Origin of the sequence: Mesorhizobium sp. M0292 (assembly GCF_040321695.1) — a bacterium.
In the GTDB taxonomy this organism is placed as follows: Bacteria; Pseudomonadota; Alphaproteobacteria; order Rhizobiales; family Rhizobiaceae; genus Mesorhizobium.
The window spans coordinates 32596-56611 of record NZ_JAMYSB010000032.1 but is presented as its reverse complement, the minus strand read 5'-3'; the positions used below and the strand labels follow the sequence as shown (position 1 = coordinate 56611).

The window sequence follows — 24016 nt, the reverse complement described above, 5'->3', positions numbered from 1 at the left end:
AGAGATAGGGGCCAAGCGCCAGCGCCAGGAAAAGCATGACATAGAACAGCGGCGCGATCCTGAAATAGCGGCGCGTCCAGAATTTCAGCCAGGTTTCCGGTCTTTGCCAAGGCTCCTTTTCCTGGCGCAGCTGTAGTGGAACACCATCAGGAAGCCGGACAGCATGATGAACAGGTCGACGCCGAGATCCGGCTCGCCGACGATCGGAATTTGCCAGCCGGCCAAAAGCATGCAGTGCCCGACCAGCACCCAGATCGCCGCAAGCGCGCGAAGCCCGTCCAGGCATTCGATGCGCGAAGACTTGATGATGCTGGTTTCGTAGCTAGCCATGTTGCACTGCAGCATGGCGCCTGAGGAGCGATTGTCAAGCCGCTGAGAGATGACGAATTGCTACACCCTCCCCCTTGTGGGGAGGGTCGGCGAGTTCGCTTTGCAAAGCAAAGCGGGGGAGACGGGGTGGGGGTGCAGCGCAGACCCCACCCCGCAGGCTGAACCGCACGTACCGTGCGGCTCAGCCTACGACCCTCCCCACATCGGGGAGGGTAAGATGCGTCACCTCCGCTTCACCAGCCTGGCATGCCGTCGCCAGTACCACCACGCCAGCACGCGCTTGCTGAAACTGCGTTTCATCGCGGTCATGGTCATACCCCCAGCAAAACGCGGCGCTGGCCGGTGAGGTCGCCGGGCGCGAGGTCGGTTTTCACCGTCGCCGCCGTGCCCTGGCGCTGTTCGAGTTCAGTCCGCAGGGCGGCCTCGCGCGCCTGCACGTCCTTGTCTTCAATGGTCGGGGTCGGTGGCAGCGGCTTCAGCGCCGGCGGCTTTTGAAAGAGACACATGGTTCCAGCCTTCTCTTGTCCAGTCGTAGAGGAAAAAGTCTTCGCCGTTGCGGCCATATCCAGGCAACCGGCAGCGTTGGGTGGCGCCGAGCCGGCCGAGCCAGCGCAGAGCCAGTTCGTTGGCGGCGAGCGCCCGCGCCTCGACCCGCCAGGCGCCCCGCGCCGCAACCTTCGGCCCAAGCACCGCATGGAAGTGGCCGGTGATGCCAGGCACGCAGCGCTTCATGCGGCGCGTGCCCCAGCTCCAGGCGATCCACAGCCCGCCGCGCTGTTCGGCAGCGCCGAAGCCGGCCTCCGGATTGCCGTCTAGCTCGGCAACATAGGCAAAGCCCTGCAGCGCGGTGACCGCCAGCAGGGCCGGCGACCAATGGTCAAGCTGGCAGTCGATCTCGGCCCGGTCCTCGGGACGCAGATTGGCGGCGATGTAGGAGAGATCGCGCAGCGTGGCGGGGATGATGCGGACGGTCATGCGTGGACCTTCGTCAGTCGAGAAGCGAAGCCATCGTCAGTGAAGGAAGCGAGACGTCCCCCATCCTTCGTCATCCTATGGCGAAGCAAGGAGCGAAGCGACGCGGCGCAGACCCCTGGAGCTGCTCCGCAGCCCAAGGGATCCATGCCGTGACCTGCGAGCGGTGCAGCGGTGGGCGGTGCAGCGGTGCAGAATTCTGAGGCGCTGCATTCTCTCGCAATCGTCGCGGCATCCGCACCGGCTATCGCGCAAACAAAACCCGCCTGGTGGCGGGTCACTGGCGCAAATCAGCACCATGGATAGAAGTATACCATTGCTGCCCTCACCCGTCAACGGATTTAAGAATAAAATCCTACTGCCCGTCGACAGGAGGCATCGCCCTTGTGAATGCTCAGTCCTTGTTCGGTTTCGCCGCCATCCGGCTGTCGATCTCGCTCAACTTGGCCAGGATGCCTTCCTGCGCGCGCACCATCTGCTGCTGAACGCGGATGAGTTTGAATGCGAGCCAGATGCTCACCCACAGCTGCGCCACCAGATAAACCAGCAATGGCAGGTAGGAAATAATGTATGCGAGAATGCTGGTTTCCGCTTCCATGATGATGCCTCAGGTTGCTGATGCCGAACGCATCGTAAGGTCATTCCGCAAAAACCGATGATTGGCGAGCCACGGTGAACAGTACAGAGGCTCTCGCCTCACTCGCCTCCCCCGCAGCCGGTTCCGATGCACGTCAAGCCGTATTCTTTCATCAGCCGGCGGGTGACCAAATCCCTGATCCGCTCCTTCTGCGCGTCACTCAGCCCTCCGTGGGACACTCTTCGATAGCGTAGCCGGCAGCGACGTCCGGGTTACCCTGATCGCGTGCCTTGCTTAGAACGCAGGAGAATGCCCTCCATTCTTTCTTTGAAGGGTGATTGCCGACGCGGGCACGGCGTAGACAAGGCCAAGGGAAAGGCTCGCGAGCAGGACTGAACGTGCCTTCCACAAACTCCCAGATTGCTCCCTCACTCGCCGTCCCCGCAGCCGGTTCCGATGCATTTCAAACCGCTCTCCCTCATCAAGCGGCCAATAACCAGGTCCGGCGTCGGGCACTCATCTATGACAAAGTTTGCTGCACCTCTGGATTACCCATAGTGCGCGCTTTTTTCAATCCTATCCCATATCCTTCCCAGCGATGTCAGCACTTGCTACAACCAAAATGGCGCTATAGCTTGCAACATACAATTTAAGAGAGCACCCTTGCGATCACTCATTCTCGCCCCAGTTGTCGCTCCAAGAGCCAACGTCATGAGAGCATTTGGCTTCGCCTTCGGCCTCCTGGCGCTGTCGGCGCTGCCTGCGGTGGCCAAAGAGCCAATCAAATGGACCGTTTCAGTAAGCGGCGGGAGCGAAATCGAGATCCCCGTCTTCTTCAAGGACGACGATGGTCGAGAGCTTTTGACGGACGGCGTAAGCCACGGCACAACGTTTTCCTCGAAAGAGTATGGAGTCTATCTTCGTCAATACGGAATATTCGACGAGCCGGACAAGCGTCCGTTCGAATACATCAAGGAAAAGACCTCAAGCGAGGGCAAGGCAACGTATACAATTGACAAGCCATCGCTTGGTGTAATTTCCGGCACCACGCCGGATGGTACAAGGGTCTTCTACGGTATGTGCCAAAAGCGGATTATCGTCACTTGCTTTGACATTGCATATGACAAGAAGAAACAGGCGGTGCTTGATCCAATTGTTGAGCGCATTGCCAGGTCATTTCGCAAAAATGGGTAATCGGCGCACATACAGTTCGGATGCAAATCTCAGAACCAATCACTTGTCGGGCTCGGATGGCCGCTTTGCTGCGTTGGCGGGTAAGGCCACTAGGGTAGTTCCTTCAGATAAGGCTTTAACAGATCGGCGTAGTCCGAAGCTGTCGCATATACCCCATAAGTACCGTGCCGAAGTTCGGCAATCGCGCTATCTATATCCGTGGCATCGTTAGCTTTGGGCCAAGATTGTTTCATGACTGCAATGCGGTCGCGAATGGCGTCTTCAAGGGTGGCGTATTTGCGAAAAGGTAGTTTAACTTTCACACGTTGGCCATTTCTTTCCTCGTGGGTCCAAAGAAGTTGCGTAGCACCCTTCCATGAACTGTTGGCCTTGATGCCAAAATAGTTGAAACCGGGGACACTCCTGCCGTTGCCAGTTTCGTGCGCGGCTTGAGCGGCCATCAGGCGGGCTTGCGTATCGGTTAGGCCAAGGCTCTTGCCAGCCTGACAGAAAACGTTGACGAATTTCTTGCGGCTGCCTTTGGCGGCGAGAATTTCCGCGCTAAAGTTGCCATTCCCTTTCTCGAACTGCTTGATACCCTCGTCAACACCAAAAGCAGCGATGAACGGCTCGGCGCCGGTCTTCGAGTTGAATGCCGTCCCCGGGTCGGCGCCCGCGCTGATTGGACTTTCCGCGTCGGGCTCGCTCGCCGCTTGGTTACGGTTGCCAAAAACATCGGGCGCGCGATTGGCAAGCTGAACATCTATTGGCAGATCATCCTGAAACGGCTGCTTTATTCGTTCATCTGGCGTGAGTTGGGGGGCGCCACTGCTTTTCTCGGTCAACCCATCGGAACTAAACGGCTGCCCAAAGTACATCGGTCTTTCGAGCAAGCCGGCTTCGACGAATTGCCGCGACATCGCCAGCCTGACGTACGGATCGGCGGTTCCCGCAAGCAGATCACCCACTTTTGTCTTCATGTCTTGCGGGGCCAGGCCTCCAAGACCTTTCAGCACGGACCTTGGCACGGGCTGGACTTTCTCGATGCCGAGATACTGCTGGGCCGCGAGACTGAGTGCAATCGCCTCTTGGGCGGCCGCGGGGCTGTATTCGCCTTGACCAAGCAGCGCGCGCCAGGCCGCATTCACTTGCGGAAAGGCTTTGCTGGCCTGGCCGGCCGGATCGTTCCTTCTGGCCTCCAACGCTTGCTGAGCCGCGGCAGCGGTCACCTGATATCGCGACTGGCCATCAGGGGAATGTCCTATGTTAGCCGCCGCTTCGAGAAGCTGAGCCTTTATGTCCCGGTCCGGCATGGCGCGCATTTCAAAGGCTTGCTTGCCTGCTTTTACCTCCTGGTCGAATTTCGCGAATTGCCGGCCGCCCTCCTTCGCTCCATAGACCGACACGAACGCTTCCGGCCCCGGCAAGACGCCGGCATAGTTGCCGTCGCTGGCAAAGGCCTTCGGCCCGTGTTGAGAAGCAAGAGAAATGTCGGCGCCGGCCCCGATCAGTTGGGATGCGTCGGCCGCATGCGCCTGCCGCAGAAGACCGTCGGTGGTCTCGGGTGAAAGGTCGGCAAGCAGGGCAGCGACGGGCCGATCCCCATCCAGCGCCCGCTCTATCTTTTCATAGAGCGGCGCAAGCGCGGCGGACTGGTCCTGAGCGCCGGGCAGTTCGCCGGTGTCGTCGGTTTGCTCATCGGCGCCGTCAAGAATCATGCCTTTGCCGGTCTCCATTATTCCTGCCCTCCATTTTCCCCTGATGTCTGCTGAGCAGCCGGCGGCGCTTTGCCCCGTTGGCCGAGCGCGGCACTCAACATATCCAGCGCGCGCCTGGGGTCCTGCACGATCAGCGTTTCCATCCGCGCCTTTGCCGTGCTCTCTCGCCATGAGGCTTCGGCCCGCAGCCTGGCCTGCGGATCGAGATACATCTTGGAGATAAGATCGAGGCCGGTCCGGCGGGCTGCGTCGAAAGTGGGCTGGTCGTTCGGATCGCTTAGCTTGATCGTGTTGAGCCCGGCAGCCTGGACGCCGGCCAGTTGGTCTTGCTCGTACTGCCTGCGGCGATCAAGTTGCTGCTGTGCCATCCGTAGGGCGCCGGCCTCGCGCAGCGTTGTCTTACGGCTTGCAAGATCGGGACGAATCTCCGCCGGCGCCTGCTTCACAAAATTGTCGAACAGCGTATCGAAGCGGCCCGTCTGCAAAACCCGCCCGGTATGCGGATCGACCTGGCCGTACATTCCATCATGCAGGCCCGCCCCGTCCGCGGACGCATTGGCAACAGCGTCGGCTTCCGCTTTGGCAAGCTCGCCGTCCAGCGCGCGCGTCGCGATTTCCGTGTCGAAAGCATTCTGCTGCGCCAGGCGCTGCTCGTAACGGTCCGCGACAGCCTGCCAGTATTCGTCGAGCGGCTGGACAGCACCCGCCTGCGGGCCGGCCGGGTACTGCTGCTCGTTGCCGGAGGCTTTCCTGCGCCGACCGACGGACAAAGGAATGATGTGAACCATTTGTTTTTCCTGCCTGGCTGGATTTGAAAAAAGGAGGAGATCGCACGCACGATCTGGGGCAGCGGCTTCCAGATGCCTGGAGAAACCGGCCGGTATGCCGCCTCAAGGGCGGAGAATTGCCGAAATGCCGCTACCGAAACGCCTGCAGCGGATCGCTCTGCCCTACCGGCTTGCGGGCACTCTTGAACTCCGCCGGATCGACGACCGCTTCCCGCAGCATCATCAAGCCGTAGCGCGTCGCCGCCATCAAATCGTCGCGCAGCTTGACCACATGGCCGTCCTTGCGGTGGTAGAGGCGAAACTCCTCGAACCAGGGCAGCAAGGTCGAAAACACCTTGAAGCGGCCGGACTGCATGCGGTCGAGCATTTCCATCAGCCCGGCCTCGACCGAGACCGAGCCGTCGGCAAAGCGGGCGTGGCCGGTGAGCATGTTCAAGCCGTGGGCGGCATATTGCCTGGCGAGCGCCGTGCCCGCCCCTTCCAGCGTCTCGCGGCGGCCGTCGCGCGGCCAGGCCCAGGGCAGCCATTCGCCCCATGGCTTCAGCGCCAGCACCTGCATCGCCGGCGTCTGCTGCGAGGCCCTGGCTGCTTTGGTGACGTAAACGATATCAGCCTCCGTATCCCAGGCGAGTTCGACGGCGGCCGAGGGATGGTCCCATCCGAAATCGAGCGCGCCGATCCGCGGCCAGTAGCGCGGCAGCCGGAACGGCTCGCAGGCGATCAGCTCCTCGGCAATGGGAAAGATGCGGCCGGAGCCCAGCACCGGAACGCCGCGCGCCCGCGCCTCGCGCTCATGCTCGGGATAGGCGGCGACGATCGCGGCGCGCTCGTCCGGCGAATAATGTTCGGCGTCATCGATGGTCATGAAGGTGACGTGACGGGTCATGGGGCCTGCCGGATTGATTCGGGATGCCGTGATATGGCTTTGTTCGCACACGATATTTTTGGGCCGGTGCGCGGCGGGTCTTCCCTTCTCCCCTTGTGGGAGAAGGTGTCGCCGAAGGCGACGGATGAGGGGTGTTCCAGGGAACGCCGACGCGTCACTCCGCTGGAACACCCCTCATCCGTCTCGGCGCTATCGCGCCGATCCACCTTCTCCCACAAGGGGGGAAGGAAGAGCGCGCACCTCACCCGTCAAGAACCGCAACACCACGTCGCTCATGCCCAGCAGCGGCGTGAACGTCACGATGGTGATGCCGCCCGTCGCGTTGGTGCGGGTCAGGCCTTCGGAATAGATATCGAGCGGCGGCTCCTCGTCGAACCAGACGCCGTGCAGGGTTTCGCCCTGCCACTTTTCGCGGCCCTTCTCATAGCTCTTGAACGACAGCACCGATTCATCGGCCTGCACGTCGCCGCCGCCGCCCCAGCGCACCACGATGCTGTCGAGCGCGCCCGGCGCGCCGCGGCCCATCGTGGTCTGGCGGATGGCATCGGCGGGGATCATGCCGGTGCCCCATGCCGCCTGCTGCTGCGGCGGGCCGACCAGCACGCGCTGCGGGTTGTCGCGCGTGCCCTCGCCCGTCACGCCGGCAGCCCATAGCCTGACGGCGGCGTCGAAGGTCTTGCCCTGCCACCACGCGGGATAGCGGCCGGTGAGATGCATGGCCCATTCGGCGCCGCCGGCCCTGGTCTTGCCCAGCTGGTTGCCGGCCATGAACAGACGTTCCCGGTTCTGCGCGCCGGCGGCGTGAAACTGCGCCTGCCTGGGATAAGGCCGGTAGGCGGCAAGCTGGTTAGTCCTGCGCCTGCGGTCCAGCTCCTGCAGCAGCGCCAGATAGTGGCGGCGCGTCTTCAGGCTGGTCGCCAAACGGCCCGAGGACGGCTTCGAGGCCACGGATGCGGCGGCGGATCTCGTCATCGCTCAGGGCTTCCAGATTGTCAGATAAAACATGCAAATCCTTGGCCAGATCCTTGGGCAGCACCGATTGCACGATCTTCAGATACTGGTCGGGCTTGTCGGCCCGGACCGCGGCAATCACGCCGGCGCCATGGGCGCGGAAATCGGCGCGAACCGCGTCGAGGAAATCATCGCCAAGCGTCTTCTTCGTCCGCTTCGGCTTGGCAGCGGCGGCAGTCGCCTTGCGGCCAGGACGAGAACGCGGCGCCGTCCGGTCAGCCATGATCCGAGATCCCGGCGGGCTCGGCGGTCGCTGCCTGCTTCGCCTGCTTTGCCGGCCTTGCCCGCTTGATCTTGCCGGACTTGATCTTGCCGGACTTGCGCCGTGCCGATTTTGGCCTTGACCGTTTTGGGGCGGCCTTGCGGGCTGCATCAGCGGCCGGCGCGTGGCGCTTTCCGGCAGACGCGGCTTTCAGGCTTGCCCTGGCGATCGCCCTTGCGTCGTGCGCGCCGCGCGGAAAGCCGAAGCCGCCGATGGCATCGACAGGACCACCGCGAACCATGCCGGTCAGCACGCCCGGCACGACCGGCTCGATACGGCCGATGCGCGCCTGCGGGGCAGCGCCCTCGAACACGCCAATGGCGCTGACGACCTCGCGGCCGTCATCGTCGGTGATGATGGTGGCATAGCGGTTGGACAAGGGAGGCCTCGCGGATAAGGCAGAATGAACCGAGGATAGCGTTCCTTCACGCCCCCCTCTGTCCTGCCGGACATCTCCCCCTCAAGGGGGGAGATTGGCAGCTCCAGGGTCGCGACCAATTTGCAGCGCTGACGATTGGCGAAAGCAAGGCGGCAGTCCGATCTCCCCCCGTGTGGGGGTTGAGGAGTGGTCCGCGCAGCGGACGGAAAGCCAATTGCTTGGCTTTCCGAACGACGAACGGCCGGCAGGCCAGAGGGGGTGCTGTCCCGCCGACATCCGATATCCGCACATTGTGGGCATCAGGAAAACAAAACCCGCCTCGTGGGCGGGTCGGTGGCGCAAATCAGCACCATGGACAAATCATAGCAAAGCTGCCCTCACCCGTCAATGCAGATAAGAAATAATTCCTACTCCGGTCAAAGCCTCGTCCTTGGCGGCGGCGCGCATTGCGCGAGGGCCGCATCGATGGGATGCTGGGTCTCGTCGGAGAGCGCAATGAGCGATGTGACCAGTCACTATGGCAGCGGCGGCATTGTCGAGCGCATCCTGTCGGCTGTGCCGGACGCAAAGGCCGGCAGCCTCGCAGCCAAACAACTCTATCCGTTCGATCAGCTTCATGGCCGCGAGCTGATCGCCACGCAGGACCATGCTGCGCGTCTTGCGCCCTCCGCCGGCGATCGGGTTCTGGACATCGGCAGCGGCATTGGCGGCCCGGCCCGGTTCCTTGCCGCGACCTATGGGTGCAGCGTCGACGGCGTCGACCTGACGCAGGCGTTCGTCGAGGCATCCCGCCGATTGACCGAGCTCTGCGGCCTCGGCGACAAAGTGCGTTTCCATGAGGCCGATGCGACAAGGCTGCCTTTTGCGGACGACACATTCGACGCGGCGATCTGCTTCTATGTCGGCATGAATATCGCCGACAAGGCGGCGGTCATCGGGCAAGCGTGGCGCGTACTGAAGCCGAAGGCCAGGCTTGTCTGGACCGAGGCGGTGCTGGCGGACGGCGAGCCTCACTATCCCTTGCCTTGGGCGGTGTCGGCTGTGGCCAGCCATCTCGTCGACCGCGAAACCCTGAAGGCTCTGTTTGCTTCAGCCGGATTCCAGGTCGACGACGTCATCGACGAAACCGGCGATCACGTCGAGCTGGCGTTGAAACGGGCAAATTCCAGCATGGTTCCGTCGCCCGCCCAGCAGCAGGCCAATGAGATCGTGCTCGGCGCCGAGTTCGTGCATCGGCGAAAAAACTACATAAGCAGCCTGAGCGAGGGAAAACTCGCCTCACTGGCCGTTATTGTTTCCAAGCCGGCATGAAACAAAAACCCGCCTCGGCGGCGGGTTGCTGGCGCAAATCAGCACCATGAAAAAATCTAGCATAGCTGCCCTCACCGGTCAAGATATGTCAGGAAATAATTCCTACATCGACATCGATCGGAGACTCGGCGATGCTAGCGCTACCACATCCGGCGTCAAGTCATATGCATATGTTCTAAAGTGCCATGCCGTCGGCGGATGTTGTCTGATAATTTGCCCTTTGGCATCAAGGGGGCAAAAGAAGCCATGTCTGAGGACAAAATCCGAAATATAAATCTGACCGCCGACATCGTCGCGGCATTCGTGCGCAACAATTCAGTGCCTCCGGATAGCCTGCCGGCGTTGATCGAGAGCGTCAATGCAGCGCTCGCGGCCGTGGACAATCCCGTTGCTCCGCCGCAACCTGCGCCTGAGCCCGCGGTCAACCGCAAGCGCTCGGTAACGCCGAATTTCATTTACTGCCTCGAGGATGGCAAGAAGTTCAGGTCGCTGCGGCGTCATCTCGGCTCCGCCCATGGCATGACGCCGGAAGCCTATCGCGCCAAATGGGACCTGCCCGGCGACTATCCGATGACGGCGCCCAGCTACGCCGCCAAGCGCTCGGAGCTGGCAAAGGAGTTCGGGCTCGGCATCAGGACACCCGAGGCCCCGGCCGCCAAGGCGCCGGCCAAGAGCAAGACCAAGGCGTAAAGGCACGCCCCCTCCGTGCCGTACGCCTGCTGGAGGACGATCGTGGTGGCCGGAGAGCCCAATGACGTTCGCGTGGAACGTGTCGACCGCCGCCAATGGGCGGTGCTGGTTGCCGAGAATGGCACGGTGACCCAGCATCTGTTCATGGCCCAGGAAGCGGCCGAGGAGTTTGCCGACGGCGAGCGGACAAGGCTCGGCCTTCCCGCCAGGCCGCCGGCGGCGGATCCGCTGGCCTGAACAGTTCTTCAACCGGCTGCAGGATACAAGACGCAGCCTTCGACAGGCCGTCTAGCGACTGGTCATTAGCTGGCTCTTATGGAATCATTACACTCCAACTCGGGGAAGAGCGGGATGGACAAACCAGCCATGGCATCCGTGTTCAGGATGCGGCAAGCGCCAGCCACTATTTCGGGCGTTCGCAGCGTCGGCCAGGGCCAGGCCGATCCGGTCATCGGCAGAAGGCCGCTCGGCGACGCGATCCGCTTCGTCATCGACGTCGATCCCCATTACGACATCAGCGGTGTTTCGATCGCCTATGGCGACGGCGCCGCCCCGCGCCTCGGCAGCCGGGAGGTCAAGGCGCTGTGGCCCGAATATGGCCGCCGCTGGATGGAAGAGTAGCGCAGGCCATCGGCCGACGCCTATCGCTTGCATCCCCGTCCGGATCGTAACAGCGGGTCATGCGTTGAGCGTGAGCCAAATGGGAGCAACAGCAATGAACGTCGCCAATCTGCAACTCGAAGGCCTGCTGATGGCCGTCGCTTCGATCAATCAGGTGCTGGTGCGCAAGGGCCTGCTCACGGTCGAGGATATCGACATCGCGCTGCGCAAGGCCGAGGCCATCGAAACCGGCGAGGAGCGGTCCGACGGCATGTCGGAGTCCAACCGCGACGCCGTCAACTTTCCAATCCGACTGCTTGAACTGGCCAATCAATGCCAGCCGGAGGCGGACATGCCGTCCTTCTCGAAACTGGCCCGCATGGTCGGCCAGATGAAGGAACCCTACAACGACCAGATGTGAGGCGGTCTGCCGACGCGGGGCCTCACCCTCGGCCGAGTTTCGAGGCCAGCACGCTGCCCGGTCCATGCACGGCGGCGAACAACAAGCCGGCGGCGAACGGGAAATGGGACATGAAGGCGCCGACCTCGGCCTGGTTGCCGGTCCAGTGCGACGGACCGTGGAAGGCAAAGCCGAGGAAGACCACATAGACGGCGGCGACAAGGGCAGCCGGCGTGAAGAATGCTCCGGTCAGCAAGGCGATCACCAGCAGCGTTTCGAGGATCGCGGCGCACCAGGCCAGAAACAGCGGGAACGGGAAGCCGGCGGCGGCGATGTAGCCGGCAGTCATGCCCATGTCCGTAAACTTGAGGGCTGCCCCCATCGCGAACATGGCGGCCAGGGTCAGGCGGGCGATGAGAAGGGCCGCAGTCTGCCACGGCGATTGAACGGTTTCCATGATGTCCTCCAAGATTTGCTAGGGGTTTCGCCCCAAGGACGGGCGCGACGCCGCCGATCCGACATCGTCCCGCAAAATTCTTTCCCGGCGAAGCAGAACTTCTGAAAAGGCCGCCGCTTGCGGGCAAGCCTGATTGCCGCCCGCTCAGAGCTTCGCCATCAGCTCCCGCCCCAACCGCTTCGGCGGCTCGGCGCGCAGCACCACATTGGTCGTCACCGCGCCGTAGCGGCCGATGGCGTCGACGATGCTTTCGAGGTCGGGCGGCGACGGGACGACGACCTTGACCAGAAAACAATCCTCGCCGGTCACCCGCAGCACCTCAACCACTTCCGGCATGGCCGCGAATTTCTTCAGGCAGGTCTGGATGTGCTCATGCGTGGTGCGCAGGCGGATCATGGCCATGGTGCCGAGACCGAGGGCGGTGGGATCGATCGCGGCCCGGTAGCCGGCGATGATGCCGCGCTCCTCCAGCCGCTTCACCCGCTCCGACGTCGCGGGCTGGGACAGGCCGACGCGGCGGCCGAGTTCGGAAATGCCGATGCGGCCATCCTCCTGCATGATCTCGATGATTGCCATGTCGGTGGGGTCGAGCCGTGGCCGGTAATCGCCGTTTGCCATGAACACCTTCAATCCATCGGAATTCTTCATCGCTTTCCGATGATCTCTCATTCCGCGAACAAGGAGAAGCCCTAGGATTGGGACATCATCTGCGGCGAAGAAACAGGATTTTCCATGACCGACTTCATCATTCTGCCGGGCAGCGGCGGATCGGGCGAGGCCCACTGGCAGACACGCTGGCAACAGGCCGACCCGGCGATGCGCCGCTTCAGCCCGGCAAGCTGGGAGCTGCCGGATTTCGACGACTGGGTGGCGGCGCTGGACGTCGCGGTGTCACAGGCACAGACCCCGCCGGTGCTCGTCGCCCACAGTCTCAGCTGCCTGCTGGTCGCGCATTGGCAGGCGGTGTCGAGCCGTCGGATCGGCGGGGCGTTTCTGGTTGCGGTTCCCGACCCGGCCTCGCCGGTCTATCCCGCTTACGGAATTCCCTTCGCCGATACGCCGCGCGGGCCGCTTCGCTTCCCCTCGCTGATCGTGGCCAGCACCGACGATCCCTATGATCCGAACGGCTATGCCGGTGAGAAAGCCACACAATGGGGCAGCGAACTGCACATCGCCGGGCCGCTTGGTCACATCAACAGCAATAGCGGGCTGGGCGACTGGCCGGCGGGAATGGAGCTGCTGACGGCCTTCGTGAGAGACAAACAGGCCGACCACGCAATCGCACCGTAGGCGCCCGAAGCGTGCGCGCGGGCTTGCCCCGACTTGTCCCGCCAGCTATCTCTCGGGAGGGGCGTTTGTGAGGGAGCCTGCGAATGGTGTCCGTCCGATATCTGGTCCGCGATGTCGATCTGTCCATCGCGTTTTATACGAGCCATCTGGGCTTCGCGCTGAAGCAGCAATTCGGTCCGGCGATGGCCATCCTGACGCGCGGCGACCTCTCGCTCTGGCTCGCCGGTCCCTTGGCGTCGGCAGCCAGGCCGATGCCGGACGGCCGGACACCCGAGCCGGGCGGATGGAACCGCTTCGTGCTCGAGGTCGAGCAATTGCCGTCAATCGTGACTAAGATGCGCGAGGCCGGCGTGGGGTTCCGCAACCAGATCGTCGAAGGTCCGGGCGGGCGACAGATTCTTTGTGAAGACCCGTCCGGCAACGTGATCGAGCTGTTCGAGCCAAGCTAGGCTTCGGCCGTCGCCTCGGATTCGGCGCCGGGCTTTGCCTGGCCTTCCCACTGCCGCTCCGCTTCTGCTTTGCGCTTCGGACAATCCTCGTAGTCATGCTCTCGCGAACCGCAATAGGAGCAGCATTTTGCCGGCGTGTCGGTTCGAAGCATTGTGGCCATGCACAAGAATGCACGAAAATTCATCCGGTTGCAGCAGCGTCTGCGACGTCGCTGCTGGGATGCGTGACCGCCAGCCTGACGCCGCCCTCAATAGCCGCCGCCGAGGATCGGCAGAATCTCGGCGGCAGACATTGCGCGCGGCGCGTATTCGTCCGGCCTATATCAAAGTTAAATGCGGATGCTGGGCGTGAGGTGGTAGGTGATCGCGATGGGGGGACTCTCAACGCGCTCGAGGTGTCCCATGGACGTTCGAAATCTGATTGCCAAATTGTCAGCCGCGGTATTGCACCGCCGCGCCGCGTCTTCGCCGATACTGTTCAGGCCGATCCGCAACTCGCTCGCCGACATCCCGTTGAAGCCGGCGCCGCGGCCGCCTTATCGTCCGCATCGGCCGATCTGGCCGGCAAGCAACATGTAGCTCGCCGGGCTGCAACCAGTTTGTGATTTCCTCGTTTATGGCGATCCCGTTTTCAAGGAGGCAAGTGATGAGATCGATCCGGGCGAGGCGCGAATGGTTTGGATGGTGAGCGCATGAGCCGTTTTCTGCCCCTGACGATCAGATTCGTGGACGGCAGCGCGATGACGGTGTCGTCGATCGCCGACGCCAGGAGGGCGCTAGGCGGAACATGGAAGAACAAGCAGACGGCGGCCTACAAGGCGGCCGACAGGCTGGTGGACGACGCGTTGAACGGCATTTGCCGCCCGGACATCGCCTTTGCCGCTTTCCAGAATGCCGCCGCCCAACAGGGCTTGCTGAAGCCGGCCAAGCCAAGTGCCGCCCTTGCCATGCTCGACGAATTGGCGTCGCTGGATGGGCATCGTTGAAAGACCGGCTGACGGATTGCCGGCGAGGTCATGGCGAACGGCGGATGGCCTATCTCGGCTCGCGGTTCATGCTGAGATAAGTCGGGTCGAACTCGGCGATTTCCACCAGTTGCTGCCAGTCCAGAATGGTCACCATGTAATTCGCCCAGCCGATCACACCGATCTTGCGCAGCGCGCCGATGACCCGGTTCATGTGGACGACCGAAAGCCCAAGCACATCGGCCAGTTCCGCCTGCGACAGGGGAAGCCGGAAACTCATGCCGTTGGTCTGCTTGACGACCTGGAGCCGCACGAACAGCTCGCACACAAGATGCGCCAGATGCGAAGTCTTGGACCGCCGGCCCATGGCCACGATCCATTCCCGATGGATGGCGCCATCGACGAGCGTGTCCAGCCAAAGCAAGCGGCTGAGATGAGGTGCCTGTTCGGTGATCGTCCTTAGCCGACTGTGGTCGGCGGCGATCACCCGGCATGGCGACAATGCGATGATGCCATGGTCCATTGTCTTGAGCAGAAAGGCGTGCAGATCGACAAAATCGCCGGGCACCTGCAACGAGGTGAACTGGCGGCCGCCATCCTCCAGCACCTTGTAGCGCGCCGCCAGACCCTCGATGATGAGCGTGCTGTAGCCTGGCCTCGATCCCTCGGAAACGATGTCCTGACCGGTGGCAAAATCCATCTCGATGGTCATGGCGGCGGCCAGCAGCCCCTTTTCCTGCTCGGACAAAGCGTCATGCTGGCCAAGGTTGAGATAAAGCGGTTCTAGCATCGAGGATCCAGTTCGAGATTTCGTGGACATTCGTGGCCTAGCCAAACGCCGGAGATCGGGTGCGGTTGCAATCGGCCGGCACGGCGACGGCTCCTCGCAGGAAATCTGCTCAGGACACAGTCGCATGGAACCATGGGTGCGGGTTGGGATTTAATCCATGTCGCTCAAAAATGGCCCCGATTTTGAGACAACGACATGCATAAAAACACAGACCTGAAGCGCGTCGCCTGCGTCCTTTCAACCGCGATGCGCCTTAGCGTTCTCACGCAGGGATCCTTGCACACATGGAACGGTTCTACTTCGACTTGTACAACGCCGAGACCCAGATTGACAAAGAGGGGCAGCTTTTTCCCAGCCGGGAGCGCGCGGGAGCCGAAGCGCTGCGCATATTGCACGATGTGGCGCGCGACGAGATACCGGAGGGCGACCACCGGCGGATCACCGTCAAGATGCTGAACGAGAACAGGGAGCAGATATTCGAAGCGTCGCTGACAATGGCGTCGCTGTGGAGTTGAACTCGTCGACCCTGTCGAGGACTGTATGGAACCTCTTGCCCTCCCCTCTGTTTCCTAAGGAGGGGCCAGCGGCAGAAGCTGCACGGCTGATTGACTGGAGGCATCTATGTCCTTGCAAAAGCTTCATCCCGAGCAGGTCGACGACACACGCAGGCTTGCCTATTCGACCTTTGCCCCGGCGCTGCTCGGTTCGCTCACCAAGCGTCTGGCGCGGTGTCAGGGCGTCAAGGAGCTGGGCGCCCTCGAAAAGTCGCTCATCCGCCTGATCGAAGACTCTGATGTCGATGGGCCGCAAGCCGAGGCGATGAAAGAGTTCGCCATCGAGCTGGTGGTGTCGACGATATCGGAAGCCCGCGCTCACCCCGACACCAAGAGCGATGTCGAAGCCGTTGGCGAGCGCCGCGCCGAAGGCCGCTCCGAGAACCCGCAGACGCTCGAGGAGCAGTTGCAATCAGGGCTCGAAGATAGTTTTCCGGCCAGCGATCCGCCCGCCGTCGTCTCGACCGCCATTTCCGGCGCCTCGAAGGACCTTGTCGGTACAGATGAGGTGTTGCGCCGCAAGAAGGAGGCGGCGCAGCGAAAGCAGGAAAAGGCCGACGCCGGTTAGAAGGACAAGTCGCGCGAGCCCGAGGCGATGAGAAGCCGTCAGCCGAAGCGCTTTTCCGGCGACTGTCCGCTGGCCGGTGACTGTTCGCCGGCCCGCGCGACGATCGCCTCAAGCGGCTCCGGCCGGTGCAGCAGAAAACCCTGGCCATAGGCCACGCCCATGCCGCGCAAAATGTCGAGCGCTTCCTGCTGCTCGATCTTTTCAGCCACCACCGCGCAGCCGAGACTTTTGGCGATGCCCGCTATGGCCGAGACGATCTCGCGGTCGAAACGGCTTTCCGCGATATTCTCGATGAACGAGCCGTCGATCTTGATCTGATCGACCGGAAAGCGCCGCAAATATTCGAACGAGCTCATGCCGGCGCCGAAATCGTCGAGGCTGACACGGCATTGCCGCTCGCGCGCCTTGCGCACGAACTGCTCGGCGGCGTCGAAATTGGTTACGGCCGCGGTCTCGGTGATCTCGAACCCGATGCCGGAATGCGGCGCCCCGGTCTCGGCGATGACGGCGTCGACGAAATCCCACAGCAGCGGATCGCTCAGCGTCTGCGCCGACAGGTTGAAGCCGAGCAAGATGGCGCCTGAGCGCATCGCCGCGCCATGCTGCGAAAGCGCTGTCCTGATGATCCAGCGGTCCAGCCGCGAGGCAATGCCGAAGCGCTCGGCGACCGGAATGAATTCGTTGGGCGGGATCAGCTTGCCATTGCGCCCGGCAAGCCGCGCCAGCACCTCGACATGGCGGCTCTCCTGCCAGGGCTGGCCGAGCAGATGGATTTCCTGGCCGAACAGTTTCAGCCGCCCGTCATCCATGGCGTCGACCGTGTCGGCGGCGACACGCGCCGCGTTGAGGCCGCCGGAGCCCGACGCCGCGTCGGCCGAAAACACCGCGAAGCGATTGCGCCCGGCCGCCTTGGCGGCATAGCAGGCGTCGTCGGCGCAGGCCAACGCATCGGCAACCGTGGTGGTGGTGTCCTCGACGAAGGCGATGCCGATGCTGGCCGCGAGCTTTCGCGAGGTCGCCGGCAGTCCGAGGTCGGCGTCACGGACCGCCGCAAGGATGGCGCCCGCCAGCGCCTCGGCTTTGGCCGATTGGCAATTGGGCACCAGCAGCGCGAACTCGTCGCCGCCGAGGCGCGCGGCACGTGCCGATGCCGGCAAGCAGCCCAGAATACCGGCAGCGACACCCTTCAGCGCCAGGTCGCCGGCGGCGTGGCCGGCGAAGTCGTTGAGCGCCTTGAAGTAGTCGAGATCGACATAGAACACCGCCAGCGGCAAAGCCCGCTCGGTGGCGATGTGCACGGCCAGCAGCCGGTCGAAGGCGGCACGATTCAAGAGGCCCGTCAGCGCATCGTGGTGAGCGGCGTAGGCGAGTTCCCGCTCGCGTTTCTTGTCCTCGGTGATATCGCGCACGGTGCCGAGAATCTGGCCCGCTGTCTCAGGCGCCGCGATGAAGCGCACCAGCGATTCGACATGGCGGATTTCGCCGTCGCGCCTGACGATGCGGTATTGCGCGGCGACGACGCCGTCGGTCGAAAGCGGCGCCAGATGAGCGCGCTCTGCGGCATCCTTGTCGTCGGGGTGCAGATAGGAATGCCAGAGGTCGGCGGCCACCTCGTCGGTGTCGGCGACCAGGCCGAATATCTCCCTGGTGCGGGCGTCCCAATAGCTCTTGTTGGCGTCGATATCGTGATGCCAGATGCCGGTGCCGCTGGCCGCCAGCGCCAGGCGAAAGCGCACATTGACCCGCTCCAGTTCGGCTTCCGCCTCTTTCTGCCGGCTGATGTCGGTCTGCACGCCCATCAGCCTGACCGGCCTGCCCGTCTCGTCACGCTCGACAATGCCGCCGCGGTCCAGCACCCAGATCCAGTGGCCGTCCTTGTGCTTGAGGCGTAGCTCGGTCTCGATCGAGGCGGTCAGGCCGGAAATGTGCCGCTCTCCGCTGGCCAGCGCCCGCTGGCGGTCGTCGGGATGCGTCAGCTTCAGCCAGAGGTCGTCGCTGTTGGCAAGCTCGCCATCCTCATAACCCAGCATGTGCGACCAGGTTGGCGAATAGAAACAGTCGCCGCTCAAAATATCCCAGTCCCATACGCCGAGATGAGCGCGTTCGAGCGCAAGCGCCCAGAATTCGCCGTTGCGTATTTTCTCTTCAGCCATGCCCTGGTTTCGCTCACTCCGTCGCCGCCACTATGCACGCAAGCAGAGAAGAAAGCGTTACCGGGTGCGCCGCGCCCACAGTGCGGACAAGGCCTGCAATCGTGCCGGACCATGCCGTAAGGCGTCATCATGCGATTGGGGCTCGTCATGCCATTGGCGCCCTGATTGGAACCGCCCTGGCCGGGCCTGGCTCGACGATCCTTATCGCGCGGCGGCGCGCATTGTCCTCGAGCAGGCCGCGCAGTTCCTCGCGGCCGCGCGCGATGCGCGACATCAGCGTGCCGGCCGGCACGCCGAGCATCTCGGCGGCCTCGGCATAGGAGAAGCCCTCGATGGCGACCATGGTCAGCGCGGCACGGCGGTCCGGGCTGATCGCCTGCAGCGCGTCGATGATCTCGCGCGCGGCGACGTTCTCCAGCTGGTCGGCGGGAGAGGCCTGCACCTCGCCGGCCTCCAGCGGCAGCATCGAGGCCTCGCCACGCCGGTTCACCTTGCGCATCTGGTCAATGAACAGATGATGCATGATCGTGAACAGCCATTTTCGCGGGCTCTCTCCCGTCTGCCAGTTGTCCAGCCGCAGCAGCGCCCGCTCCAGGCAGTCCTGGACGAGATCGTCGGCGGAATCGCGGTCGCGCAGCAGCGAGCGCGCATAGCGGCGCAGGCGCGGGATTTCGTCGAGAATTGCTCTCTGCTTTTCGTCCATGACCTTTTGTCTTCGTTTCGGCATGCCGTTGCCGCAAAACCGCTGCGCCCCCGGGTGAGGACAGCTTTGGCTGATCTGAAAAAATTCCTCTGTTCATGCCTGTCGTCGGCTCCAAAAACGCTGGGCACTTTTGGGCGACAGGCATGACGCGCTAGCGCGGCGTGGCGTCGATGGCGACCCGGTCGGGATAGAAGGCGCCGTGGGCGCGAATCTCGGCCATCTCGTCGAAGGGCTGCTCATAGGCCCACATCGCGTCGTTACCGGTTTCGCCCGCCGGCAGCACGTTCCAGTAGCTGGAGTCGCCCTTGTAGGGGCACAGCGTCGACCGCTCCGTCTTCCTGAGCTTGCGGAAGTCGATGTCCTCGAACGGGATGTAGAAGGAGAAGGGATGGGGCGGCTCGGTCACCATTTTGGCTTTTGCCGAGGAAGCGATGATGGTGCCGTTTGCAAACACGACGACACGCCCGTTGAAGGGCTCGACGGTGATCACCTTGCCCGGATTGCGCCTGAAGCCGGGTGACGGGTTCGCATGCTGATCCATGACTGCTCTCCTTGTCCGCTGGTGGTTCGATGCCGGTCGACGGCGTCAGCTCTCACTGGTCACTGATGGGCCGGCGACAGCGGTCACACGCGACAGCTTCTGGCGCTTTTCGAGCTGTGGCTTTTCATAGGTCTTCTTCATCGTTCTTCCTTTTCTGACGTCTGGCAGCCGGTCCGCGCGGCTGCCGGCCGTGGATCATGGCTCCAAGGGACAACAGGCGCATCTCCCGTCCGGCCGATGCGCCGCCGAAGGAAATCCGGGCCAGCGTGGCAAGAACGATTCGCATGTGTTTCGCCGCGATCCGACGGCGGTGGATTTATCTCAGCCGGGACGGCCATGCTTGGGCCGGGCGGAACACGGTTTTGGCGAATGCGGCCCTGTCAGCACGACCGCAAGGCTAGGACAGGCGCGAACAGCTACCGGCGCGGCTATGGCGATGGCTGCTTGGCGCCGGTGCACGCCGCGAAATATCGATAATAAAGGACGACAGGTGAGACTCTACAAAATCAAGATGATTTGCCGGATATTTTCGCCTTTTCGGCACGAGAAGCAAAATAAATTTTCGACAGACGAACTTTCACTTCGGAAAAATGTCCATTTCATCTCTGTTAACCAAATATTAACCAAAATTATCCGATACATACCGAAGTTATTCGCTGTCGTAATCCGAATCTAAGTTGTAATAATCATTGCACAGTTCGCTTCTGACATTACTGTATCGTTGATGTCTTGCGAAGCATGCAACGGAGGAGCTGTAGGAGTGAAATCCGGGTCAAGACTGTGTTGCGAGGAACGGTCTGCCCGACGGAGGAAACACGCATGAGATTGCTGAAATATGCGCTGCTGGCGGGAGCGTCGCTGCTTCCCATCCTGCCCGCGATCGCCGCGACCGCGACGGGCAGCATGAATGTCCGCATCACGATTACCGACGAATGCAAGGTGCAGACGGCGAGCGATCTCGATTTCGGCTCGCACGGTGTCATTGATGCGAATGTCGACCAGACCAGCACCATCAACGTGCAATGCACGACCGGCAAGTCCTACAATGTTGGTCTGAGCGCCGGAGCGGGCGCGGGCGCAACGGTTGCTGTTCGCAAGATGACCGGGCCGGCGTCGGCGACGATCGACTACACCATCTACAGGGAAAGCACCCGGACGCAGCTTTGGGGCACCACGATCCCCACCGACACGGTCGGCGGAACCGGCAACGGCGCCATTCAGCCGCTGACGGTCTACGGGCGTGTTCCACCGCAGACGACACCGGCGGCGGGCCTCTACACCGACACCGTTGCGATCACCATAACGTACTGACAATCGATACCAACACGAGGACGATCATGCGATCCATGCTTTCATGCATCGGAGCCACGGCTGTTCTGTTGCTGTGCGCCGGTCTCTCACAAGCCGCTTCGCTCAGGGTGGCGCCGACAGGTCTCGAGCTGATCTCGCCCGACGCCTCGGCGGTTCTCAACCTCAGCAACGATGACCCCAAGCGGCCGATCAATGTGCAGATACGCGTCTTCGCCTGGAGCCAGGCTGGCGGGATCGAGACGCTGACGCCGACTACGGACGTCGTCGCCAGCCCGCCATCGACCAAACTCGGACCCAATGCCCAATACGTGGTTCGCGTCGTGCGCGTCAGCAAGGCGCCGGTGCGGGCCGAGGAAAGCTACCGCGTCATCGTCGACGAGTTACCCGACCCGTCGCGCAAGAAGGCCGGTACGGTCGCGCTCGCGCTGCGCTATTCGGTCCCGGTGTTTTTCCGCGACGCCGATGCCGCCGCGCCGGCAGTCGCCTGGAGTGTTTCGCGCAAGGGCGGCAGTCTTGTGCTGACAGCCAGCAATACCGGTGAAAGTCGTCTCCGCTTGTCCAACCTATCCCTGACCCAGAACGGCAAAAAGCTCGGCAACCGAAACGGGCTCGTCGGTTATGTGCTGGGCGGCGCGACCATGCAGTGGCCGATCGGCAGCAGCAAATCCTTGTCCGCTGGCTCCGTGCTTTTGAAGGCACAGAGCGATCTTGGACCCTTCGATGCCAAAGTTGCCGTCAAGGGCAAATAGGATCGCGCTAGTCGTCGCGCTCGCGATTTTCACACCTTTCTCGGCGGTGAACGCGCAAGAATTGCCGGCCGTGACGAACCCTGAAGACCCTGGCCAGCAAGCCGGCCGCAGCCTTTATCTAGAGGTGTTCATCAACGACGTCTCGACCAAACTGATCGGCAGCTTCACCCAGATGCCGGATGGTGGGCTGGCGGCGGCGCCCCAAGAGCTGAAGGAGGTCGGCCTGAAACCGCCGGAGGACATAGCCGACGCCGGCGGCCTGGTCAGGCTCGACCAGTTGGCCGACGTTTCGTTTCGGATCGATGAGGTAGCCCAGCGCCTCTACGTCACCGCCGCCAATGACAGCCGCGAGGCGCGCATGGTGGATCTCGGCTTGCGCTTGCAGGACCGGCCGGCGCCGCAATCGGGCTTGGGCGCGGTTCTCAACTATTCGCTGTTTGCCAGCTCCAACACATTGTTCGACAAGGACGTCGAGCTGTTCCAAGGCGTTTCCGGCGGCTTCGATGCGCGCGTGTTCAGCCCCTATGGAACGCTCAGCCAATCCTTCATCGCCGGCTATTCCGACGGCAGGCTGGGCGGCTTCACGCGGCTCAACACGACATGGAGCTATTCCGACCCCGACCGGCTGATGACCTACCGCGCCGGCGACTTCATCTCCGGTGGATTGTCGTGGACGCGTCCGGTCTATCTCGGCGGCATCCAGGCGCAACGCAACTTCCACCTGCGATCGGACCTGGTGACGCTGCCGCTGCCCTCCTTCGGCGGCACGGCGGCGGTGCCGTCGACGCTCGAGGTCTATACGCAGAACGTGCGCACCTATTCCGGCGACATCCAGCCCGGGCCGTTCCAGGTCACCAATCTGCCGGTGTTCACGGGCGCCGGACAGGCGCAGGTGGTGCTGCGCGACAGCCTCGGCCGCGAGACCACGGCCACCTTGCCGTTCTATGCCTCCAGCATGCTGCTGCGCCAGGGACTGCTCGACTTTTCCGTCGAGGCAGGGATGGCGCGGCGCAATTTCGGCATCTCCTCCGACGATTATGACGGCCGCGTCATAGGGGTCGCCAGCGCGCGTTACGGCGTGACCGACCGGCTGACATTGGAAGCCCATGCCGAGGGCGGCGCCGATCTGATCAATGGCGGCATAGGTGCTGCCTTCCCGCTCGGGGCATATGGCGCGGCTTCGCTGGCGGTCGCCGGCAGCCATCATGACCGGCGCACCGGCTCGCTGGTCGATGCCAGTGTCGAATTCGGCTATGACGGCTGGGCGATCAACGCCCACATGCAGCGGGCCTTTGGCGGCTATGAAGACATCGCCTCGATGACGGCGGAGCCGGTTCTCGACCCCGACGACTTCACCCGTTTCAGCGCCGGCGTGCCGCGCGCGGTCGACCAGGTGACGCTCAGCGTGCCGATGCCGATCGATTTCTCCAGCTTCAACCTGTCCTATACGCATTTAAAGAGCGCCGAGGGCGAAAACAGCCAGATCGTCGGCCTGTCCTACAGCCAGGCGATCTTCAAGCGCAGCACGCTCTATGCCACCGCCTTCGCCGATCTCGACGACGACAGCAGCTATGGCGTGTTCGCCGGGATTTCGATCCCGTTCAACGACGACATCTCGGCGTCGACAGGCGTCGAGCAAGGCCCTGACGGCCTCAATGTCACTGCCGACCTCGCCAAATCGGAGCGGGCCGAGGACGGCAGCATCGGCTGGCGGCTGCGCACCTCGGAGGGCGAGGTCCCCAATCGTTCGGCAGCTGTCAGCTACCGCGCGCCGTTTGCGCGTTTCGAGGCCGGCGCCCAGCAATTCGACAAGGACTTTCGCGTGACCGGTCAGATGGACGGCGCCATTGCGGTCGCAGGCGGCGGGGTGTTCGCCACCAACCGCATCGACGATGCCTTTGCCGTCGTCGATGTCGGCACGCCTGATGTCGAGGTCTTGCATCAGAACCGGCCTGTAGGCAGGACCGACAGCAAAGGCCGCATCCTGGTCACCGGGCTCAACTCCTATGAGCTGAACACGGTCTCCATCGACCCGAAGAATCTACCAGTCGACGCGGATGTCCCTGCTACCAAGGAGACCGTCGTCCCAGCCGACCGCAACGGCGTCGTGCTGAAGTTCGGCGTGTCCGAGGCGGCGCAGGCCGCGCTGGTGACGCTGGTCGACTCGAGCGGAACGCCGCTCGAAGCCGGACTGTCGGGACGCGTCGATGGCGGCACTGAAGACTTTGTCGTCGGCTATGACGGGCAGGCCTACATCAAGGGCCTCGGCAAGCAGAATTCAGTGCAGGTCGAGCGCGCTGACGGCGGTTCATGCCGGGCAGAGTTTCCCTTCGAGGCGGCGCGCGGCCGACAAGTGGTGATCGGGAACGTGGTGTGCCAATGATAGCTG

29 protein-coding genes and 3 pseudogenes are annotated in these 24016 nt (G+C 62.9%); 15 read left to right on the top strand and 17 right to left on the bottom strand.

What is annotated here, in order from left to right:
- The 4 genes and pseudogenes from NKI96_RS29885 to NKI96_RS29870 all read right to left on the bottom strand — a co-directional run.
- Positions 1-330 (bottom strand): annotated as a pseudogene (locus tag NKI96_RS29885) (acyltransferase family protein); the annotation flags it as partial.
- Between the two features lie 311 nt (positions 331-641).
- A complete protein-coding gene (locus NKI96_RS29880) occupies positions 642-767 on the bottom strand; it encodes a hypothetical protein (protein ID WP_023740006.1) in 126 nt (41 codons plus the stop codon).
- Between the two features lie 10 nt (positions 768-777).
- On the bottom strand, positions 778-1305 hold the full coding sequence (locus NKI96_RS29875; protein WP_352807539.1) for a hypothetical protein: 528 nt from the start codon (positions 1303-1305) through the stop codon (positions 778-780).
- Between the two features lie 391 nt (positions 1306-1696).
- A complete protein-coding gene (locus NKI96_RS29870) occupies positions 1697-1900 on the bottom strand; it encodes a hypothetical protein (RefSeq protein WP_023693736.1) in 204 nt (67 codons plus the stop codon).
- Between the two features lie 690 nt (positions 1901-2590).
- On the opposite strand from NKI96_RS29870, the gene NKI96_RS29865 reads away from it, so the two are divergent.
- Entirely contained in the window at positions 2591-3073 is a 483-nt protein-coding gene (locus tag NKI96_RS29865; protein ID WP_023693737.1) for a hypothetical protein, read from the top strand.
- A gap of 89 nt (positions 3074-3162) precedes the next feature.
- Here the strand turns inward: NKI96_RS29865 and NKI96_RS29860 are convergent, their stop codons facing one another.
- From NKI96_RS29860 to NKI96_RS29835, 6 genes and pseudogenes are all read right to left on the bottom strand, one after another.
- Positions 3163-4788 (bottom strand): glucosaminidase domain-containing protein, encoded by a 1626-nt coding sequence (locus NKI96_RS29860; RefSeq protein WP_352807536.1) that lies wholly within the window; start codon positions 4786-4788, stop codon positions 3163-3165.
- Positions 4788-5558 carry a hypothetical protein gene (locus NKI96_RS29855; RefSeq protein ID WP_023693739.1) on the bottom strand — a complete coding sequence of 257 codons (771 nt, stop codon included), beginning with the start codon at positions 5556-5558 and terminating at the stop codon, positions 4788-4790. The genes NKI96_RS29860 and NKI96_RS29855 overlap by 1 nt, the downstream gene beginning before the upstream one ends.
- Positions 5559-5688: 130 nt before the next feature.
- A pseudogene (locus NKI96_RS29850) lies at positions 5689-6438 on the bottom strand (phage terminase large subunit family protein); the annotation flags it as partial.
- A gap of 255 nt (positions 6439-6693) precedes the next feature.
- Positions 6694-7353 (bottom strand): annotated as a pseudogene (locus NKI96_RS29845) (terminase large subunit domain-containing protein); the annotation flags it as partial.
- Positions 7292-7678, bottom strand: a complete 387-nt coding sequence (locus tag NKI96_RS29840) for a hypothetical protein (protein WP_023821209.1) — start codon at positions 7676-7678, stop codon at positions 7292-7294. The gene NKI96_RS29840 and the pseudogene NKI96_RS29845, both read right to left, overlap by 62 nt.
- Complete coding sequence (locus NKI96_RS29835; protein WP_023821210.1) at positions 7671-8096, bottom strand: hypothetical protein; 426 nt, start codon at positions 8094-8096, stop codon at positions 7671-7673. The genes NKI96_RS29840 and NKI96_RS29835 overlap by 8 nt, the downstream gene beginning before the upstream one ends.
- Before the next feature lie 495 nt (positions 8097-8591).
- On the opposite strand from NKI96_RS29835, the gene NKI96_RS29830 reads away from it, so the two are divergent.
- From NKI96_RS29830 to NKI96_RS29810, 5 genes are all read left to right on the top strand, one after another.
- Positions 8592-9407, top strand: coding sequence for a class I SAM-dependent methyltransferase (locus NKI96_RS29830; protein WP_352807534.1), 816 nt, complete (start codon positions 8592-8594; stop codon positions 9405-9407).
- Between the two features lie 246 nt (positions 9408-9653).
- On the top strand, positions 9654-10097 hold the full coding sequence (locus tag NKI96_RS29825) for a Ros/MucR family transcriptional regulator (protein ID WP_023671447.1): 444 nt from the start codon (positions 9654-9656) through the stop codon (positions 10095-10097).
- 42 nt (positions 10098-10139) lie between these two features.
- Positions 10140-10334 carry a hypothetical protein gene (locus tag NKI96_RS29820; protein ID WP_023689866.1) on the top strand — a complete coding sequence of 65 codons (195 nt, stop codon included), beginning with the start codon at positions 10140-10142 and terminating at the stop codon, positions 10332-10334.
- Positions 10335-10448: 114 nt separating this feature from the next.
- A complete protein-coding gene (locus NKI96_RS29815; RefSeq protein WP_352807532.1) occupies positions 10449-10718 on the top strand; it encodes a hypothetical protein in 270 nt (89 codons plus the stop codon).
- Between the two features lie 94 nt (positions 10719-10812).
- Positions 10813-11118, top strand: coding sequence for a hypothetical protein (locus tag NKI96_RS29810; RefSeq protein ID WP_023671444.1), 306 nt, complete (start codon positions 10813-10815; stop codon positions 11116-11118).
- Between the two features lie 22 nt (positions 11119-11140).
- Here NKI96_RS29810 and NKI96_RS29805 read toward each other — a convergent pair whose 3' ends face one another.
- Both NKI96_RS29805 and NKI96_RS29800 read right to left on the bottom strand, forming a co-directional pair.
- A complete protein-coding gene (locus NKI96_RS29805) occupies positions 11141-11554 on the bottom strand; it encodes a DoxX family protein (protein ID WP_031203112.1) in 414 nt (137 codons plus the stop codon).
- Positions 11555-11698: 144 nt separating this feature from the next.
- Positions 11699-12202: an Lrp/AsnC family transcriptional regulator gene (locus NKI96_RS29800; protein ID WP_023671442.1), complete on the bottom strand. Its 504-nt coding sequence runs from the start codon at positions 12200-12202 to the stop codon at positions 11699-11701.
- Between the two features lie 84 nt (positions 12203-12286).
- On the opposite strand from NKI96_RS29800, the gene NKI96_RS29795 reads away from it, so the two are divergent.
- Both NKI96_RS29795 and NKI96_RS29790 read left to right on the top strand, forming a co-directional pair.
- On the top strand, positions 12287-12844 hold the full coding sequence (locus NKI96_RS29795) for an RBBP9/YdeN family alpha/beta hydrolase (protein ID WP_352807530.1): 558 nt from the start codon (positions 12287-12289) through the stop codon (positions 12842-12844).
- Between the two features lie 83 nt (positions 12845-12927).
- Positions 12928-13293 (top strand): VOC family protein, encoded by a 366-nt coding sequence (locus tag NKI96_RS29790; RefSeq protein ID WP_352807529.1) that lies wholly within the window; start codon positions 12928-12930, stop codon positions 13291-13293.
- On the opposite strand, the gene NKI96_RS29785 is transcribed toward NKI96_RS29790, so the two are convergent.
- Positions 13290-13454 carry a hypothetical protein gene (locus tag NKI96_RS29785; protein ID WP_023671439.1) on the bottom strand — a complete coding sequence of 55 codons (165 nt, stop codon included), beginning with the start codon at positions 13452-13454 and terminating at the stop codon, positions 13290-13292. The two genes, NKI96_RS29790 and NKI96_RS29785, sit on opposite strands and share 4 nt — an antisense overlap.
- Before the next feature lie 241 nt (positions 13455-13695).
- Here NKI96_RS29785 and NKI96_RS29780 point away from each other — a divergent pair, with 241 nt between their 5' ends.
- Together NKI96_RS29780 and NKI96_RS29775 are read left to right on the top strand one after the other, a co-directional pair.
- The gene (locus tag NKI96_RS29780; protein WP_023671438.1) at positions 13696-13872 is read left to right on the top strand and encodes a hypothetical protein; all 177 of its coding nucleotides are present in this window, start codon (positions 13696-13698) and stop codon (positions 13870-13872) included.
- Between the two features lie 113 nt (positions 13873-13985).
- Positions 13986-14279, top strand: a complete 294-nt coding sequence (locus tag NKI96_RS29775; protein WP_023685943.1) for a DUF982 domain-containing protein — start codon at positions 13986-13988, stop codon at positions 14277-14279.
- 49 nt (positions 14280-14328) lie between these two features.
- On the opposite strand, the gene NKI96_RS29770 is transcribed toward NKI96_RS29775, so the two are convergent.
- On the bottom strand, positions 14329-15048 hold the full coding sequence (locus tag NKI96_RS29770) for a Crp/Fnr family transcriptional regulator (RefSeq protein ID WP_023671436.1): 720 nt from the start codon (positions 15046-15048) through the stop codon (positions 14329-14331).
- A gap of 284 nt (positions 15049-15332) precedes the next feature.
- Here NKI96_RS29770 and NKI96_RS29765 point away from each other — a divergent pair, with 284 nt between their 5' ends.
- Both NKI96_RS29765 and NKI96_RS29760 read left to right on the top strand, forming a co-directional pair.
- The gene (locus NKI96_RS29765) at positions 15333-15563 is read left to right on the top strand and encodes a DUF6894 family protein (RefSeq protein ID WP_352807527.1); all 231 of its coding nucleotides are present in this window, start codon (positions 15333-15335) and stop codon (positions 15561-15563) included.
- Positions 15564-15669: 106 nt separating this feature from the next.
- Positions 15670-16170: a hypothetical protein gene (locus NKI96_RS29760; RefSeq protein ID WP_023689858.1), complete on the top strand. Its 501-nt coding sequence runs from the start codon at positions 15670-15672 to the stop codon at positions 16168-16170.
- A gap of 38 nt (positions 16171-16208) precedes the next feature.
- Here NKI96_RS29760 and NKI96_RS29755 read toward each other — a convergent pair whose 3' ends face one another.
- From NKI96_RS29755 to NKI96_RS29745, 3 genes are all read right to left on the bottom strand, one after another.
- Entirely contained in the window at positions 16209-18323 is a 2115-nt protein-coding gene (locus NKI96_RS29755) for an EAL domain-containing protein (protein WP_352807525.1), read from the bottom strand.
- A gap of 145 nt (positions 18324-18468) precedes the next feature.
- A complete protein-coding gene (locus tag NKI96_RS29750) occupies positions 18469-19026 on the bottom strand; it encodes an RNA polymerase sigma factor (RefSeq protein ID WP_352807522.1) in 558 nt (185 codons plus the stop codon).
- A 151-nt stretch (positions 19027-19177) separates the two neighbouring features.
- A complete protein-coding gene (locus NKI96_RS29745; RefSeq protein WP_023697761.1) occupies positions 19178-19567 on the bottom strand; it encodes a DUF427 domain-containing protein in 390 nt (129 codons plus the stop codon).
- 819 nt (positions 19568-20386) lie between these two features.
- Between NKI96_RS29745 and NKI96_RS29740 the strand changes: the two genes are divergently transcribed.
- The 3 genes from NKI96_RS29740 to NKI96_RS29730 are packed head-to-tail and all read left to right on the top strand — an operon-like array spanning position 20387 to position 24010.
- Entirely contained in the window at positions 20387-20878 is a 492-nt protein-coding gene (locus NKI96_RS29740) for a Csu type fimbrial protein (RefSeq protein ID WP_023685937.1), read from the top strand.
- Between the two features lie 26 nt (positions 20879-20904).
- Positions 20905-21627 carry a fimbrial biogenesis chaperone gene (locus tag NKI96_RS29735; protein WP_031262512.1) on the top strand — a complete coding sequence of 241 codons (723 nt, stop codon included), beginning with the start codon at positions 20905-20907 and terminating at the stop codon, positions 21625-21627.
- The gene (locus NKI96_RS29730; protein ID WP_352807518.1) at positions 21599-24010 is read left to right on the top strand and encodes a fimbria/pilus outer membrane usher protein; all 2412 of its coding nucleotides are present in this window, start codon (positions 21599-21601) and stop codon (positions 24008-24010) included. Before NKI96_RS29735 ends, NKI96_RS29730 begins: the two co-directional genes overlap by 29 nt.
- Positions 24011-24016 lie beyond the last annotated feature (6 nt).

Coding starts and splice junctions, on each gene's coding strand:
- NKI96_RS29735 (WP_031262512.1), top strand. CDS start 20,905: ATGCGATCCATGCTTTCATGCATCGGAGCCACGGCTGTTCTGTTGCTG.
- NKI96_RS29865 (WP_023693737.1), top strand. CDS start 2,591: ATGAGAGCATTTGGCTTCGCCTTCGGCCTCCTGGCGCTGTCGGCGCTG.
- NKI96_RS29810 (WP_023671444.1), top strand. CDS start 10,813: ATGAACGTCGCCAATCTGCAACTCGAAGGCCTGCTGATGGCCGTCGCT.
- NKI96_RS29760 (WP_023689858.1), top strand. CDS start 15,670: ATGTCCTTGCAAAAGCTTCATCCCGAGCAGGTCGACGACACACGCAGG.
- NKI96_RS29830 (WP_352807534.1), top strand. CDS start 8,592: ATGAGCGATGTGACCAGTCACTATGGCAGCGGCGGCATTGTCGAGCGC.
- NKI96_RS29770 (WP_023671436.1), bottom strand. CDS start 15,048: ATGCTAGAACCGCTTTATCTCAACCTTGGCCAGCATGACGCTTTGTCC.
- NKI96_RS29800 (WP_023671442.1), bottom strand. CDS start 12,202: ATGAAGAATTCCGATGGATTGAAGGTGTTCATGGCAAACGGCGATTAC.
- NKI96_RS29840 (WP_023821209.1), bottom strand. CDS start 7,678: ATGGCTGACCGGACGGCGCCGCGTTCTCGTCCTGGCCGCAAGGCGACT.
- NKI96_RS29750 (WP_352807522.1), bottom strand. CDS start 19,026: ATGGACGAAAAGCAGAGAGCAATTCTCGACGAAATCCCGCGCCTGCGC.
- NKI96_RS29815 (WP_352807532.1), top strand. CDS start 10,449: ATGGACAAACCAGCCATGGCATCCGTGTTCAGGATGCGGCAAGCGCCA.
- NKI96_RS29855 (WP_023693739.1), bottom strand. CDS start 5,558: ATGGTTCACATCATTCCTTTGTCCGTCGGTCGGCGCAGGAAAGCCTCC.
- NKI96_RS29790 (WP_352807529.1), top strand. CDS start 12,928: ATGGTGTCCGTCCGATATCTGGTCCGCGATGTCGATCTGTCCATCGCG.
- NKI96_RS29745 (WP_023697761.1), bottom strand. CDS start 19,567: ATGGATCAGCATGCGAACCCGTCACCCGGCTTCAGGCGCAATCCGGGC.
- NKI96_RS29740 (WP_023685937.1), top strand. CDS start 20,387: ATGAGATTGCTGAAATATGCGCTGCTGGCGGGAGCGTCGCTGCTTCCC.
- NKI96_RS29785 (WP_023671439.1), bottom strand. CDS start 13,454: ATGGCCACAATGCTTCGAACCGACACGCCGGCAAAATGCTGCTCCTAT.
- NKI96_RS29775 (WP_023685943.1), top strand. CDS start 13,986: ATGAGCCGTTTTCTGCCCCTGACGATCAGATTCGTGGACGGCAGCGCG.
- NKI96_RS29795 (WP_352807530.1), top strand. CDS start 12,287: ATGACCGACTTCATCATTCTGCCGGGCAGCGGCGGATCGGGCGAGGCC.
- NKI96_RS29805 (WP_031203112.1), bottom strand. CDS start 11,554: ATGGAAACCGTTCAATCGCCGTGGCAGACTGCGGCCCTTCTCATCGCC.
- NKI96_RS29730 (WP_352807518.1), top strand. CDS start 21,599: ATGCCAAAGTTGCCGTCAAGGGCAAATAGGATCGCGCTAGTCGTCGCG.
- NKI96_RS29755 (WP_352807525.1), bottom strand. CDS start 18,323: ATGGCTGAAGAGAAAATACGCAACGGCGAATTCTGGGCGCTTGCGCTC.
- NKI96_RS29765 (WP_352807527.1), top strand. CDS start 15,333: ATGGAACGGTTCTACTTCGACTTGTACAACGCCGAGACCCAGATTGAC.
- NKI96_RS29825 (WP_023671447.1), top strand. CDS start 9,654: ATGTCTGAGGACAAAATCCGAAATATAAATCTGACCGCCGACATCGTC.
- NKI96_RS29870 (WP_023693736.1), bottom strand. CDS start 1,900: ATGGAAGCGGAAACCAGCATTCTCGCATACATTATTTCCTACCTGCCA.
- NKI96_RS29860 (WP_352807536.1), bottom strand. CDS start 4,788: ATGGAGACCGGCAAAGGCATGATTCTTGACGGCGCCGATGAGCAAACC.
- NKI96_RS29780 (WP_023671438.1), top strand. CDS start 13,696: ATGGACGTTCGAAATCTGATTGCCAAATTGTCAGCCGCGGTATTGCAC.
- NKI96_RS29875 (WP_352807539.1), bottom strand. CDS start 1,305: ATGACCGTCCGCATCATCCCCGCCACGCTGCGCGATCTCTCCTACATC.